This is a genomic window from Paraliobacillus ryukyuensis (assembly GCF_003315295.1).
In the GTDB taxonomy this organism is placed as follows: Bacteria; Bacillota; Bacilli; order Bacillales; family Amphibacillaceae; genus Paraliobacillus; species Paraliobacillus ryukyuensis.
Genome location: NZ_QNRI01000008.1, coordinates 94,263 through 109,512, shown reverse-complemented (window position 1 = coordinate 109,512; position 15,250 = coordinate 94,263). Strand labels below are relative to the sequence as shown.

At 32.8% G+C, this 15,250-nt stretch carries 15 protein-coding genes and 1 pseudogene; 6 read left to right on the top strand and 10 right to left on the bottom strand.

The annotated features are described in order from the left end of the window. Positions 1–70 precede the first annotated feature (70 nt). Positions 71–757 carry an aspartate/glutamate racemase family protein gene (locus DES48_RS11730; protein ID WP_113869419.1) on the top strand — a complete coding sequence of 229 codons (687 nt, stop codon included), beginning with the start codon at positions 71–73 and terminating at the stop codon, positions 755–757. A 282-nt stretch (positions 758–1,039) separates the two neighbouring features. Here DES48_RS11730 and DES48_RS11725 read toward each other — a convergent pair whose 3' ends face one another. Continuing rightward, positions 1,040–1,546: a ferritin gene (locus DES48_RS11725; RefSeq protein ID WP_113869417.1), complete on the bottom strand. Its 507-nt coding sequence runs from the start codon at positions 1,544–1,546 to the stop codon at positions 1,040–1,042. 153 nt (positions 1,547–1,699) lie between these two features. Between DES48_RS11725 and DES48_RS11720 the strand changes: the two genes are divergently transcribed. The 4 genes from DES48_RS11720 (at position 1,700) to tnpA (ending at position 5,458) form a co-directional block, all read left to right on the top strand. Then, complete coding sequence (locus tag DES48_RS11720) at positions 1,700–2,431, top strand: YetF domain-containing protein (protein ID WP_113869415.1); 732 nt, start codon at positions 1,700–1,702, stop codon at positions 2,429–2,431. 19 nt (positions 2,432–2,450) lie between these two features. Beyond that, positions 2,451–2,816 carry a DUF4363 family protein gene (locus DES48_RS11715; RefSeq protein ID WP_245911430.1) on the top strand — a complete coding sequence of 122 codons (366 nt, stop codon included), beginning with the start codon at positions 2,451–2,453 and terminating at the stop codon, positions 2,814–2,816. A 207-nt stretch (positions 2,817–3,023) separates the two neighbouring features. Then, positions 3,024–5,084, top strand: a complete 2,061-nt coding sequence (locus DES48_RS11710; protein WP_113869411.1) for a methyl-accepting chemotaxis protein — start codon at positions 3,024–3,026, stop codon at positions 5,082–5,084. A 68-nt stretch (positions 5,085–5,152) separates the two neighbouring features. Beyond that, positions 5,153–5,458 carry an IS66 family insertion sequence element accessory protein TnpA gene (gene tnpA, locus DES48_RS11705; protein ID WP_425451887.1) on the top strand — a complete coding sequence of 102 codons (306 nt, stop codon included), beginning with the start codon at positions 5,153–5,155 and terminating at the stop codon, positions 5,456–5,458. 345 nt (positions 5,459–5,803) lie between these two features. Here tnpA and DES48_RS11700 read toward each other — a convergent pair whose 3' ends face one another. The 5 genes from DES48_RS11700 to DES48_RS11680 form a co-directional block, all read right to left on the bottom strand. After that, entirely contained in the window at positions 5,804–6,814 is a 1,011-nt protein-coding gene (locus DES48_RS11700) for a hypothetical protein (RefSeq protein ID WP_113869407.1), read from the bottom strand. Between the two features lie 11 nt (positions 6,815–6,825). Next, positions 6,826–7,119 carry a CRISPR-associated endonuclease Cas2 gene (gene cas2 / locus DES48_RS11695; RefSeq protein WP_113869405.1) on the bottom strand — a complete coding sequence of 98 codons (294 nt, stop codon included), beginning with the start codon at positions 7,117–7,119 and terminating at the stop codon, positions 6,826–6,828. Between the two features lie 19 nt (positions 7,120–7,138). Next, positions 7,139–8,053 (bottom strand): type II CRISPR-associated endonuclease Cas1, encoded by a 915-nt coding sequence (gene cas1 / locus DES48_RS11690; RefSeq protein ID WP_245911429.1) that lies wholly within the window; start codon positions 8,051–8,053, stop codon positions 7,139–7,141. 8 nt (positions 8,054–8,061) lie between these two features. Beyond that, positions 8,062–11,223: a type II CRISPR RNA-guided endonuclease Cas9 gene (gene cas9, locus DES48_RS11685; RefSeq protein WP_113869401.1), complete on the bottom strand. Its 3,162-nt coding sequence runs from the start codon at positions 11,221–11,223 to the stop codon at positions 8,062–8,064. A gap of 338 nt (positions 11,224–11,561) precedes the next feature. Continuing rightward, positions 11,562–12,335, bottom strand: a complete 774-nt coding sequence (locus DES48_RS11680) for an HAD-IIB family hydrolase (RefSeq protein ID WP_079708827.1) — start codon at positions 12,333–12,335, stop codon at positions 11,562–11,564. An 842-nt stretch (positions 12,336–13,177) separates the two neighbouring features. Between DES48_RS11680 and DES48_RS15945 the strand changes: the two genes are divergently transcribed. Further along, on the top strand, positions 13,178–13,513 hold the full coding sequence (locus DES48_RS15945) for a hypothetical protein (RefSeq protein ID WP_079708826.1): 336 nt from the start codon (positions 13,178–13,180) through the stop codon (positions 13,511–13,513). 275 nt (positions 13,514–13,788) lie between these two features. Here DES48_RS15945 and DES48_RS11670 read toward each other — a convergent pair whose 3' ends face one another. The 4 genes and pseudogenes from DES48_RS11670 to DES48_RS11655 form a co-directional block, all read right to left on the bottom strand. Continuing rightward, entirely contained in the window at positions 13,789–14,073 is a 285-nt protein-coding gene (locus DES48_RS11670; RefSeq protein ID WP_113869399.1) for a hypothetical protein, read from the bottom strand. 15 nt (positions 14,074–14,088) lie between these two features. After that, entirely contained in the window at positions 14,089–14,550 is a 462-nt protein-coding gene (locus tag DES48_RS11665) for a peptidoglycan recognition protein family protein (protein ID WP_113869397.1), read from the bottom strand. A 49-nt stretch (positions 14,551–14,599) separates the two neighbouring features. Then, positions 14,600–14,859: pseudogene (locus DES48_RS11660) on the bottom strand (holin). A gap of 25 nt (positions 14,860–14,884) precedes the next feature. Further along, a complete protein-coding gene (locus DES48_RS11655; RefSeq protein ID WP_113869395.1) occupies positions 14,885–15,223 on the bottom strand; it encodes a hypothetical protein in 339 nt (112 codons plus the stop codon). Between the last annotated feature and the right edge of the window lie 27 nt (positions 15,224–15,250).

Below are 15,250 nucleotides of genomic sequence, written 5' to 3'. Positions count from 1 at the left end.
AAATTTTTGTTTTGAATTACAATAATAAATATCAAGATAGTTTTTAAATGCTAAAATAGGAGGAAAAATAATGATCGGAATTCTAGCTGGGATGGGCCCTAAATCAACCGGACCATTCGTGGATAAAGTGGTTGAGGAATGCCAACAAATCTACGGAGCAGTAAATGATATTGATTTTCCACACATGATGATCTATTCATGTCCTACCCCTTTTTTTATCAATAAACCGCTCGACCATACCGCTATGGAAGGAGCAATTATCGAAGGAGCAAGACGATTAGAGAAAACTGGGGTAGATTTCATTGCCATTCCTTGTAACACGGCACATATTTACTTTAAAAAAATTAATGCTTCTCTTTCTATCCCTACCTTGAATATGGTTGACGAGACAATAAATAAATTGCCGACAGCAACTAAAAAAGTTGCTGTTCTGGCGACGCAACAGACTATAGAATCCAATATTTTTCAAAATAAATTAACCATTGCTGGTTTTGAATCTGTTGATCTAAGTAGAGAGCAACACAAGGTAGATCAGATCATAAAGCATATTAAAACGGGAGAGATAAACACAGCACAACAATTATGGTTAGAAGTATCTACTAACTTAGCGGAAAAAGTCGATACCGCTATTATTGCTTGCACAGATCTGAACGTCATAATTGATCATGAAGAAGCACCTTTCCCATTAGTCGATTCTTCTACTAGCCTTGCACAAGCAATTGTATCTAGGTATTTATCACTTGAAGATGATATCTAAAAAAATAGGTAATCATCATCAAATCGTTCATCTTAATTGTTAATCATAATCACTTTTATAGGTAGTTTTTTGAGTCTATGATTCTTCTAAAGATATTTAAACTCAGAAAACCACCTATTTTTATATGAAAATATTTTCATAAACTGGGGGCGAATCTTTTTATTCCTCTACCGTTACATCTTCACAGCAAAACATCTCTTATTCAAGTATAGATATCCTTTTTTCAAAAATTCATTCTCTATCTTACCTTTTGTTATTACACACTATTTGATTCAAATCCATTTAACCAACAGGTGTTCCACCATTTTGACGTTGGCCAAGTTCCTGATCAATAAGTAATAATGCTGATGAATTATCTCCGGCCAACTTCAAACGATCGACTATGGTTAATGATTGTGCTTCTTCATCAATTTGTTCTCTTAGAAAATCCTGAATAATAACGGTTGTTTGCGGGTCAACTTGTTTAATATAATCATAAGCTTGCCTATAAGCGTTGGTCACATATTCCTCATGCTCCAGCACTTTTTGAAATGTTTCAAGCGGTGTTCCATAATTACTAGACTGCGCTGGCACATCGCTCCATTTCACCACGCCATCTTTTCCTGCTAAATAATCGATTAACGTTAGCATATGTGTACGTTCTTCCTCTGATTGAAGTCTAAGCCATTTTGCCATACCTATATAATTCATACGATCCAAATAAGCAGACATTGCTAAATATAATGTCGTCGAAATATGTTCAATTTGGATTAAGCTATTAATAAGTTGTTGCACTTCTTCTCTAACCATATTCACACTCCTCTTTGCTTTTTCATCTCTATTAGAGTATGCCCAATAAACAATTACGTTCATAAAAGTTTACGGTTAGAAAAGTAGCAATAGAAATAGTAATTCCTACTTTTGACCATACTACAATAAACGTATTTGTTGAGGAGGTAAATCATGTTCGATGAGGCACTTGTCGTATTGGTGAGAGTTATTATATCTTTCTTCAGTTTATTAATATACACTCGTTTACTCGGAAAACAAGAAGTTGGCCAATTGTCTTTTTTCGATTACATTAACGGCATTACCATAGGTTCCATTGCTGCCACACTAGCAACAGATCTCTCATCAAAAGCTTGGGCACACTGGGTAGGCTTATCAGGTTATGGACTGCTGACCTTTCTTTTACAATTTATCACTGTGAAAAATCGATACTTAGGTAAAGTATTAGATGGAGAACCCACTGTAGTAATAGAGGATGGAAAAATCTTAGAAAAAAATTTGATGAAAATGCGTATAAAAGTTGGTGAGATCATGCTCTTACTTAGAGACCGAGGTATTTTTGATATTTCACAGGTCAAATTAGCCGTGTTAGAAATAAACGGTAATTTATCTGTATTACAAAAATCAGAATATCTTCCTGTAACGCCAAAAGATTTAAACATTCACACCACTCCGAGTGCTTTATCAACTGAAGTCATTCAAGATGGCATCATAATTGAACAAAACTTACAGCAGCGAAAAAAAGATCGAAATTGGTTATTACAGCAATTACAAGCACAAGGCATAACAGAGGTTCATCAAGTCTTCTATGCTCTAATTTTACCTAACGATCAGCTATATATAGATAAATACGAAGATAATGTGAATGAAAAATCGGATATGGGTGATTATCACGGACCTTATTAATAAACTTGAGGTGAATACAGTGAAAAAATTCTTTTTATATTTTATCCCCTTATGCACGTTAGCATTATTTATTTTTGTTATGAACAGTGGTTCACTACTAAAACAACCTCTAAGCAAAGAGGATCAGTTGTATGAATCGATTTATCAGATAGAAACGAATGTAAAAGAAAAAGCTTGGAAAAAAGCAAATAAAAATATTAATTACGCAGAAGCTGCATGGAAAAAAATTGTTCGCAGAATTCAGTTTAGTGTAGAAAAAGAATATATTATTGACCTAAATGGTACATTGTCTCGAATAAAAGGTGGCATAGCTGCTCGGGATGATAAAGCTATTATGGAAGAAGTCTATTATTTTTACGAACTATGGCATAATTTAGCGAAATAAATACAACTGATTTGAAAAGATAGAAGACAGATACCAAGTCGCCTACCCAATTTCATCTTACTGTGCGTCATTTTCAAGAACTATTTCTTCGTACAAAAGAAAAAATAATTTCTTAAATTGAAATAATATGTTAAATAATATTTATTCTTGTAAAAATATGTCGATATAAGTAATATTACCAGTCAACAAAGAGAAGAGGTACAAATTATGAAATCAATCAAAACAAGAATGTTATTATTTTTTAGCACACTTATTTTAGTTACCGTTTTAGGCTTAGGTATTTTATCTTTTATCAACAGTTCTGCAACCGTTCGTAATGATGCAAACGAGGCGTTAGCAAATACTACGGCACAAGGAGCAAAACTAGTTGAATCATACCTTGCACAACAAAAGTTTTATCTGGAATCTTTAGCTGCCAATCCAATTGTTTTAGATGAGGACGTTTCCTTAGAAGAGAAAATTGCTTTTTTTGAAAGTGAAGCGGCTAGAACAGGATTTGATTCCTTTTCAGTCGGTGACACAAACGCAGAGGTTCAAACATTCAATAGCGATAATGCACATTTCAGTATGGAAGGTTCACCCCAATATGATCAAGCATTATCTGGCGATACAGTTGTGTCAGACGTAACCATTATTGAACAAGAACCGTATTTAATCTATTATACGCCACTCAAACAAAAGGACAAAATCGTTGGAGTCCTTACAGGAACTCGACCAGCAAATAAACTTACTGACATTGCAGAATCTATTACTGAAGATAGCGGTCAATCCACAAGAACATTTATTTTTAATAATGCGGGTACTTATCAATATCACTCGGATCCAACCTTTGTAGCAAATGAACTTAATTTACTGGATTTAGCAGATCCAGAATATATGGCACAATTATCTGAAGAAACTGGGGAAGAACAAAAGGTAGACCCAGCATTAGCAGAATTAGCAACATTATTTAAAGAACATATTAGTCAAGGAGAAAATGGCATTGGGTCTCATTCCTTTGGCGGAGTGGACACTTTAATTGGTTATGCACCTATTAATGGTACTAACTGGGTATTAACCGTCGAAATGGATGAAAAGGAAGTAATGTCTGGTTTAAATAATTTGAGAAACACCCTTCTCATTGTCATTGTATTTTTCTTAATCATTGGCACAGTAGCAACCTATTTCTTAAGTAATTCGTTCAGTAAACCATTGATAGGCGTTTCTAATGAAATTGATAAACTCGCTAATTATGATTTAACGGAAACAAAAGATGATCGTTTTAAAAAGTATCTAAAAAGAAAAGATGAAATCGGAAAAATTGCATATGCACTAGAACGCATGCGTGAAAACTTTGGACAGCTAATCAAATCAACTGGTAACATTTCAGATCAAGTGTCTGCCTCATCTCAGCAATTAATGGCTACAAGTCAACAAACTGTAAAAGCTGCAGATGAAGTCGCAACCACAATTGATGAAATTGCAACCGGTGCTTCAAGTCAAGCAAGTGATACAGAAGCAGGAGCTGCTCAAATTCAAGATTTAGCTGGTTTAATTGAAAAAGATCAACAATATGTTTCAAGTTTAGTAGAATCAACAGATAATGTTAGTGCTCTGAAAGATGAGGGATTAGCTAGCTTGAAAGAACTAATTGAAAAAACAAATGTAAATGCGAAATCAATTGAAGAAATAAAAGAGATAATCACAACAACAAACCAAAGTGCAGAAAAGATCTCTTCTGCTAGTCAAATGATTAAAAGCATTTCTGAACAAACAAATCTTCTTGCTTTAAATGCAGCGATTGAAGCAGCTAGAGCTGGTGAGGCAGGAAAAGGCTTTGCGGTTGTTGCTGATGAAGTACGTAAGCTCGCCGAGCAATCAAACGAGTTTACCGAAGATATCGTTCAGATCATACAAGAATTAAGAGCAAAAACAGAAAATGCAGTGACGACGATGAATCATGTCGTTGATAATACAAACTCACAAGAAGAAAGTCTTGAATTAACTAATACAAAATTTGTTGGTATTGCGGATGCTATCGAAATCATGAAAAAAGCAATGAGTAGCATAGCAGAATCCGGACAAGGAATGTTAGTTAAAAAGAATGAACTTATTAGTTTAATTGATAGCCTTTCTGCGATTGCAGAACAAAATGCGGCGGGGGCAGAAGAAGCATCTGCATCAGTAGAAGAACAAACAGCATCCATGCAAGAACTAGCTAATTCTACACATGAATTAGCAGAGCTAGCTGAAACGATGCAAGAGAGCATTTCTAAATTTAAACTTTAAAATCGTAAGCGTCAAATGCTACACACGTATGCAACTTAGCCTCCAGATGAGCTAATCTTCATAGATTAATTCTCAAAGGAGGCTTTTTATGTCAGATAAACAGTTTAGAATGGGAGAGAAGAATGGATCAATGGAGTGAAAGCGACCTTAGTATGGCTGCTTGGTGCCGTAAAGAAAATATTAATATTCATCAAATGTATTATTGGAAACGTAAATTTGATCAACAAACAGATAATCCTTCTTCTAGCGATTGGTTAGAAATTAGCCATTCAGATAACATCGACGATTATTCATCCATCATTATCAATTCATTGTTATCCAGCAAACAGATAATGGGTAAGGGCGCCACTGACCTTACCCATTTTTATTTTTAATAAGGTGGTTTGTCAACTCTTATTGCGGTGTGGGAAAGTTAAGACTCATTACACAGAGTACTAAAACCCATAACAAATGACATCTGACGTGATTTAGTCTCATTACTACCTAAAAACACAGAGTACTAAAACTCGTTTGAATGTTGATGCTTAGGTATGAGGTCTCATTACTACCTAAAAACACAGAGTACTAAAACTATGGTTGTTAAAGCAAACTACGAAATTTAGTCTCATTACTACCTAAAAACACAGAGTACTAAAACTTGTTCGGCGGTAATATCTTCTTTTTTGATGTCTCATTACTACCTAAAAACACAGAGTACTAAAACCTCTAATGAAAATATATCAAATTTTTTCATAAAGTTCTAATATAAAATTGTAAACTGGTGTGTACATTTTATCTTTATCAAGATTTATTGAAAATTTAAACTTCATTTTATACATTAATGACGTAAACACATACAAATCAATCGATTGAAATAATATAACATCTGCATCAGTGAAATTTGAAAGTTCAGGTTCTAATTCCAATACATCAGCATATTTAAAGAGAATATTCATCACACTTTGTTTAAGATCTTCATACTCAAAGTTCACAGGACAATTCCACTCTAGATCTTCAATAAATTTAGGATTAAACATTTGCTTATTTTTAATAAAATAATTCATTCCAGACATTTGTTTCGTTAAGAATTGTTTTGATTTGGTAATAACAAATACTGGGATAGTTTCACTAAAAATTTGTAATAATTCATACATTTCAATTTGTTCTTTTGGACTTAAATAGGTTTCCGGATAGAAAAAATATATAATACCTGGTTGCTTTAAATTATTACGCAAATGTCGACCTAATATCGGCAATAATAATTTGTTTTGGTATATAAATTGATTGGTTTCTCCTACCATATTTTGTCCCATATCTATCTCCAGCAATTTAATGATCGAATCATACGTCAAAAGCTTTGGTTTTACTGGAAGTTCTGCAATGGAATTATCCACTAGATCTTCTAATAAGATATTAATATTATTGATATAACCGTCAGCTTCTACATTGTTTAAAAAACTTTGTTTAACTTGTCCTTTCAATAAAGACTTAGAACCTAGTTTTGTTTCTTCTAACAGCAAATCATTTGAAAACGTAATAGCTTGAAATCGAGCAGTGGATAATTCTTCGTCATTCTCAAGGTCTATCACTTTTAATTCATTTTTCATTTTGCTTCTTGGTTGGAAATACTCAATGATTGGCTGAATAAGTGACCTTTCATCCGTAGTGTGATTTACGAATAAGGAACTATACTGACTAATATTTATCTCATATTCCTCATAATCTTTCTTAACCAATAATTGAAAATCCATGCTTACACCACCTAGAATTCAATTGTTCTATTATCTCCCAGAATACTTATGTTTCTATCTTCTTCGCCAACTAGTATGTTCATTTTCTCAAATTGTTTCTCCGTTATAATGATAGAGCGCACATGTCCATCACGTGGTAAAAAGCGCTTTACCAAATTAACTGTTCCCTCTGCTGCTTCTTTGTTCAAACAAGATTTAACATAAATCGAATATTGCATCATTAAAAAGCCATGCCTAATTAGCTCTTTTCGAAATTTTGAGTACGTTCTCCGCTGCGTTTTTGTTTCTACCGGTAAATCGAACATGATCATTACTCTCACAAATCTAAGACTCATACAATACGATTTTGTCTAAACTTGGTAATTGGATCTTCTCAGATTTACCGGTCTCAAAATATTCTAAAAAGGAGTCGATACAAATTTCTATTGATCTAATTAATGTTTGTAACTTCGAATTAATTACTACTTTGGCATGTAACAAATTAATGAGTTGGATCCGATAATCTTTAGATAAATAACCTTCAGGTGGTTGTTTCACTACAAAATAATCGATTATCGGTCTAAAAGGTTCTATGATGTCTGAAGCTAAATTATGCGGATTCCTTTCACCTTTATGAAAAATCCCAAGCCCTGAAATCAACCCTTTAGCAACTACAGTTCGAGCAATAGCTGAATGAACGATAGCATAACCGTAATCAAGAGCTGCATTTTCGATATAATTTGGATTACTTCTTGTATAATTCTCATCAAAAAAACTATTGAAATAAATCCTTGCAGCTTGTCCTTCCATATTACTCTTATCTTCAGTTTCAACATTCGTAGCCAGTTCTTTCAGCTTAAAAACACGGTTTTTCTCTATATCATTTCTTTTCATCACTTCTGCTTGATTTAATATCTTTTTTTGAATAATCTTTTTCCACAAATCAGCTTTCAAATCAGTTCCCCAATTCAATTGTTTTACCATTTGACGATATTGTAGTGCATGGCCAGAGACTGGTTGAACAATGCATTCGGGTAAATATTTTTGATTACACAACAATACAAGGATATTATTTTTTGATAACTCAATCATTAAACGACTAGTAAGTTTACACGTTAGATCTTCAATAACAATGGCAAAAATATCTCTTAATGGCACTCTAACTTCATCATCTGCTTTTTTCACTTTCAAGTTGTCTAATTGTAATGATAGCTGGTCAACATTTGAAATATGAATAATTCTCCATCCCAAAGGTTCCATCCCCCTTTCTACTTTTCAAATTTGAGCTTTAGCTTTTCATTTTCCACTAAATATTTATTTCCTAATACATCGGTTGCTAATTTAGAAAAGTTTTTTGTGTTTTTTGATATTGTTTTTTTAAGTCTATTTGTTTTTATATTATTCCTATCACAATAATCTTTATAATCGTAAGTAACCGTATTAACTTCTATCGTATTACGCTTCTCAGCATTTACTCCTATTAACCTTAATTCTTCGTCATTAAAATTCATCAAATCATTTTTATAAAGACTAAACAAGAAATTATCTTTTGATTTAATCTTCCTAGTTTTTAATTTGTCCTCGTATCTTTTATTATCAATTTCATAACTATTCTTCATTTCTTTAAGATCATTGTAGCGAACTGTGATAAATTTATATAAACCATCTTCATAATAAACGTCCATTCTAAAAGGCTTTATAGAAAGTGTGATTACCTTTTTATTTTTCGGATTGTATTTATTAGATAAATCATGGTGCTCATTAACTGCATTACCTAAATATTTTATCGATTTAACAACTGGACCATTTCCTTTTTTACTATACTTTGTGAAATGTTGCTCAGTCTCTTTATAATATTGATATAAGGGGTTTTTCGCCTCACTATACTGTTCAAAGATAGACTTTAGATTTTCAAAAGTCTTTCTATCATGTTGATACATTAATAGATCTTCGGGAGATTTTGTCATGATTTTCTTTAGCTTTTCATTATCAGGATTGTAGATATCTTTTATTTTATTGACCACATATTCTTTGTTATCCTTTTCTCTTGTAGAGAAAAGCGTATCGTTCATCAACTGTCGATTCGGCTTCATATCTACCTTATGAGAATACTTATAACCCTTATAATTTTTTACGGCTTTAATTTTGTGGATTTTTTCGGTAAATGCTGCATTAAATTGTTTTTCAGTCAGTATCTCACCTGTTTCTGTATCAATCATGTTGTCATTCGCATAAATCAAATGATCTGCTTTGAATGCATCCTTATATTCGAATATATAGTTCGCCATCGCAACAATTAAAGCATCTTCCGCATGGTGTTTATAATCTGCTCCACGATCTTTGTTAAAATCCCACAGTTTTCGTAGGTAGTTCGTGAATCCGCCATTAACAGATTTAACTTTCACAGCTTGATTATTGGCATAGAAAAATTGTTGTAATGTATTTAAAATTTCTCTTGTTGCATATCTAGTATCTACTAAATTTCGATTAATAAAATCTTTTTGTACATTAAATTTATTTATGTCTCTTTCTTCTAGTAAATATTCTTTCTTTTTGCGAGACATCTTTTGTGATGTCTTAGCTAATTGTAAAACATGTGCTTTGAATTTTTCATAACTTACTGTTGCTTTATTGGACTGAAAATATTGAAACGGTGTAAGATTCCCCTTCTTCTGATTTTCCTCTTTTCGTACTAACACTTTGTTATTCTGAGAATCATCAAACGATACAGATCTTGGGATAATGTGATCAATCTCAAAGTTTTGCGGATTTTCCATCAAATCATTAATTGGGATTTCTTTAAGAGAATACATACAATTCCCATCTTGCAAATGCCACAATCGAAGCATATTAAATAAGCCTTTTGATGGATTCACATCCAACGTATCTAATTTTTCTTTTACTTGCTTATTAATAGAGGCATTTTTCTTATTTAATTCTTTTAAAAATTTCTTTTTGTCATCACTATTTTTTTCTCTTGCTAATTCGACAACAATTTCAGTTGGGGTCCCATATTTTTTGATGACTTCATTAATGATGCGCACGGTTTGCTTAAATGAACGTTTGACTACGGGGGAAAGGATATAATCATCAATTTGATAATAAGGGATATATTTCTTTTGTTCATAATCAACGTCTTTTGGTTTGTACCCTTTTTCCGTGATTAACTGCATTTGATTTTTTGCAGAACTCCAGAGATCTGGTAAAAGTTCATTGATCATACGCAAACTTAATGAATGTGTACCATTAAAATTCAATTCGCTTAATTGATCCAGTTCTTCATCGTTTAAAGGTAAGTTATTTTGTTCAAGTGCTTGTTGTATATCTTGTTTAGATTGATAAACCGTAATTAGCTCTGCAATCTGGTCTAAGACTTCTCGATCTTCAAGTATCGCTGGTTTATTGGTGATTTTTTTCACTTCAAAATAAGTTGATAAAGATGTAAATAGAGGTTTACCTTTTGTATCAACTCGAAAACTTTTAATATCGTCTTCACTAACTCCTAATATCTTAGCTATTTTTTTTAACGAAACAGTTTTATTTTGTTTAAAAAGATTATGAATGATTAATTCTTTCTCTTCTTGCGTTAATTTCGTGTTTTCTTCTCGATTCAGAGTAAGATTATTTAAATCGTTTAATAGATTAAATAATTGTGCAGAATGAGATTCTTTAACAACTCTTAATTCGTCAGGAAAATAACTACATTTTCCCATCATCTTTTCATACCATTTCTTTATATCTTGCTCCCAACCATATTCACTGCCATACCCTGGCCCATCGAAATATTCACGTCTTTTTTCTAACAAATCAATATAACTTTCAATCAGCTCATCCGTTACTTTTTCGTTAGATTGTTGTTGTGTTTCTAGTATTTGTCTTGCTTCTTTTACATAATCAGAAGTTTTAAATCTATTTCTATGCCCTCTGATTTCTCCTTCAGTTTCTAATCTTTCAACTTGCACCTCACAGACATATTTCGTTTCCAGTAAGGTTTGATTTTGTCTAATTTGCTCATAGGTAGACAATTCATTTCCTTGATCTTCTTCATCAATTACATTTATATTATGTATTCCTCTTCGTTTAGCTAAATGGGTTAGGGCTATGGTCAATTCTTTGTTTGTTAAAGGTTCTGTTAAACCTTTCATACGAATGTGATACGGAGTTACATTATCACTATGATGATCTACTTTCGTTCCTTTATCCCATATTTCGTGTCTATCCAATAATTGATACACTCTTTCAATACGATGCTTCCTTCTTCTTAATAACCTTCTTGCCCCACGAAAACTACGTCGACTCTCATTAAAACTCTTGTCTGCTTCAGGGAACAATCGAACGCCAGCATCAATGATATTTTGGTCTTTATCAATCATTCCCCAACCCACCGAACCAATCCCTATATCTAATCCTAAAACAAATGGCTCGTTCATAGTCTATTCCTCCTGTAAAATAAAAGTATATTACAACCAATTTAATTCTATTTTACCATAAATTTGACAATAAAAAACAAAAAAATCGCTTATTAGTTTAAACTAATAAGCGATTTTCGGACCCTATAAATAGGGACAAATCCGGCACTAAGGCCTTATTTTAGTAGATTCTATGTTTTTAGGTAGTAATACAACCCGTCGGTTGTAAGAGACAATATAAACATACCATATATAGCATTTACTGTCAAAGTTTTTTGGGAATTATTTTAAAATGATTCCCAAAAAACTTTTTATTATTATAGATTATCACACAACGTTGCTTAATTTTATTATCACTTTTATATCCAATTAAAATACTTACAAGCATTATATATGCCATCATTTAAGTTTGTATCTGTTATGTAATCGGCTTTACCTTGTAATTCCGCTACAGCATTACCCATAGCAACGTTCATCCATTGTGAATCAAACATATTTAAATCATTTGTATCGTCACCAAAGACAACTACATCACTTATTGGCGCATTTATTTTCTTCATCATGTACTCAATACCTGCTTTTTTATCATCATACTGAAACATCAAATAATCATGAACGAAACGCATATGCCCCAGATTATTCTTTTTAGTCAAAAGATGCTCTTCTTTTTCAGGAATCGAAACGTATATTTTAAAAATATCAGTAAATTCATCAAAGGATAAATCTTCTTTAATATGATACACAGTAGGTTCTTGTCTGTCTCCCACTTGTTCACGAAACAAATTATTTTTGGAATACACATCAATGGTATCGTCTTTCGTAGCTAAAACACCATATCCGAGTGCTTCTGCTTGATTGATTAATTCAATACTTCTATCAAAGTCTAAAGGCTTGTTTTCTATTAAAATATCATTAATGACAATCCCGGCTCCACCTGCACAGACCATATTCTTTAATTCAAAACTTTCCATAACTTTTCTCGCTTTATAGTGTGCTCGACCAGTAGCTAAAGCTACGAAATGCCCGTTTTCTTGCAATAAATCAAGTGCCAGCTTTGCACTTGGTACGATTTCCCCTGTTGTTTTGTTTGTTAAGGTACCATCTATATCAAAGAAGAAAAATTTCTTGTTCATTTTGTCCTCCATTTTACATTCACTTTTTTTAAAATTGTCATCTATCAGTTTACCATACTTTAATTAAATGAATTGCCGTTAGCAGAGCCCGAGCATAATAAAATAAAGAAACATAACAAAAAAATAAAAAAGAAGTAATCGGAGGATTGGCTAATGTCAATGCTGTATCAGACTCTTGAAGTGGAGTGGAGCATAGCGGGCTCGAACCGCTGACCTCTACACTGCCAGTGAGGGACTTAACGTAATATCGTAAAATTTTTAATTATTTAATAAGCATAAAAGCAATAATATCAACACATTTAAAAACTTCATTTTTAATCGAATAATTTATAATTGGTCGGCAGGATGTCGGCAATGTTTATGTATAAAAAAAGACCTGGTTTCCAAGCCAATTCTTTTTTTGCGAAGTGAAGATTTGAAATATGAAGTAACTTTATCATAACTTATATTTGGTAATTTTAGATATTATTCACAAATTGTACATTTTTTACATAAGCGCTTGATTTTATAACGCATGCGTTATAAAATATAAGTATAGACAAGGAGGTGAACAAGTGGAATACTTAGCAAAAATAATAGCCCCAATCACATTATTACTAACCACCTACAAACTTTGGTTGTCCTGCCAAAAGTCAAGGTTAGAAAAAAAGAAATTGGAGCTAGAAATTAAAAGAATGAGACGAGGGGGTTAATCCCTTCTCTCTTCTCTAAGTATACCACAAAAATTATGTACTATAAACTTATATTGATTATTGTAATTGTCATTGCAGTCCTCGGAATATGGAAATTAGCATTACTTAATACTAAAAGAAAACTCCAAAAAGAAAAGGAGCGATTAGAAAATGAGCGAAAAAACAAATAAAAGTAATTCACAAGCAAAAGCATCACGAAATTGGGAAAAGAAGAATAGAAGTAAAGCAACAATTGATAGCTATCGACGAACTACTAGATCATTTATTAAAAACAACGCTACATTACAAGATATTGAAGAATTGCAGGATATTATAGATAGAAGAAAATTTGTTTTAGAACAGTATATGATAAATAACGGAGAAAAAAGCGAAACTTTTCAAAAACATATATTAGGAAATCAAGAATTTGATTTTGATAATTTTGAAACAAAAGAAAAACTTGAATCCTACATGAAAGAATTAGATGAAAATATTAAAGGAGATTGAAGTTGAGACTAAAATCTACAATATATAAGATACTTCGTATATGGAACGATGTTGATAGTGTTAGAAAAGGTAAAGTTGGTAAAAGGATTGGTCGTCGTGTTGCGGGTAAGGCGGCAGGTAAAGCTATGCGGAAAATATTTAAGTAGCCCCCACTAAGTGAGGGCTTTTTTATTATAGATTACCTTTATTCAATCTACGTTGAAATTCTTTAACAACGGTTGAAGGTCTGCTTAACTTCTTGTCATAAGGTGTACCAAGATATTTTTGTAATGCTCCTACTGTGTTGGGACCAAGTAAACCATCTGCTTTGAATCCGATTTTACGTTGTAGATGCTTACGTCGTCACCATCTCCAAAGTCAATCGTATCACCGTAAAACGCTTCTGTTACATCGTTGTGTACTTGGTCACTAATAATACCATCTACTACGGTATCAAGGTATTCTTGTAGTGCGGTAGTAGTTGCGTTACCCCATTTTCCATCAACGGTTAGATCACCTTTTTTAGATTTAAACGTAGCTTTCACTTTTGTATCTACTTTGACTGATTTACCTTGCACCATTTTGACAAAGTCATTCTATCCAATACCATGTTTCCCCGCTCTAATTTGTGCAGGGCAATTTTTCGTATGCCAGTCATGGTGCTGTCTTAAATCATTAACAGTTAGATGATGCTTGTCTAACAGTTCTCTCGCTAGTTCAGCACCGTTTTGTACTGTTTTCTCATAATCACCATCTTTATTAATACATAATTCAATAGCAAGCGATGTTGTATTACCTGGTCCACCACCATCTGTCGCATGCCAGCACTGAACGTTATCTGGGAAAGATTGAATAGCTTCTTCATCATCTACAGTGTAATGCCAAGACGCTTGTCTACTGTTCATATTTGTTTGGATATTAGCATGTGCTTGTGCATCTGCTCCTGCATGTGTGTTACCGGTTTGATGGATTGTAATAGTATTAACTGGATTACCATAGCCATAAGACCGCTCGTCAATAACGTGTTCAGAAACTAATTGTTTTTTAACTTTTACCATTGATAATCTCTCCTTTTAAATCTTATTAAAATGAAAAAAGGACACCACATTAAACAGCATCCTTTATTTTTCCTTCTCTTTTGTTAATGGCTAATTCAAATAATCCAGTACCGGCTAGTCCAGCAAATCCACCTGCCCATAGTCACATGATTAATTCTAGATCTGTAAATGGATAGCAGCTGCACCTACAGCAAGTCCAACAACTAAGCTGATCAGAGGTACAATGTTCTTTGAAATGTTTACAGTACGTTTCACTAATTCAACTAAAGCAGTAACAATTAGCAATAGCACCGTTGCAAAAATCAATATTTGTTCCGTACGTTCTCACCTCCTTTCAATTCGTTAAAAATGGCAAAATTAAAGCGATAGCTGCAATAGCTACCGCCACCCAAGATGGAAATGTCCTTCTCCAATTATCTTTTTCTTCAACAATTCGATTAACATCTTCTTTACTTGCCTTTTCAGCAACCTTTTTTAGCAAATGATCTATATCTTTTTCATTTTCAAATGAACGGTATGCTGTTTCATTACCAATCTTCTTCGTTTCTTCAAGTACGTTTTTCATGTCTGTTAATTGATCCACTTTAGCGGTTAATTGAGTAATAGATATTTTTAATTCCATCAACAACTCCATAAATTCTTTCACGTTTTCGCCTTCTTCCTTGTTCGACATACTCGACCCCCTAGTTACACAAATTTT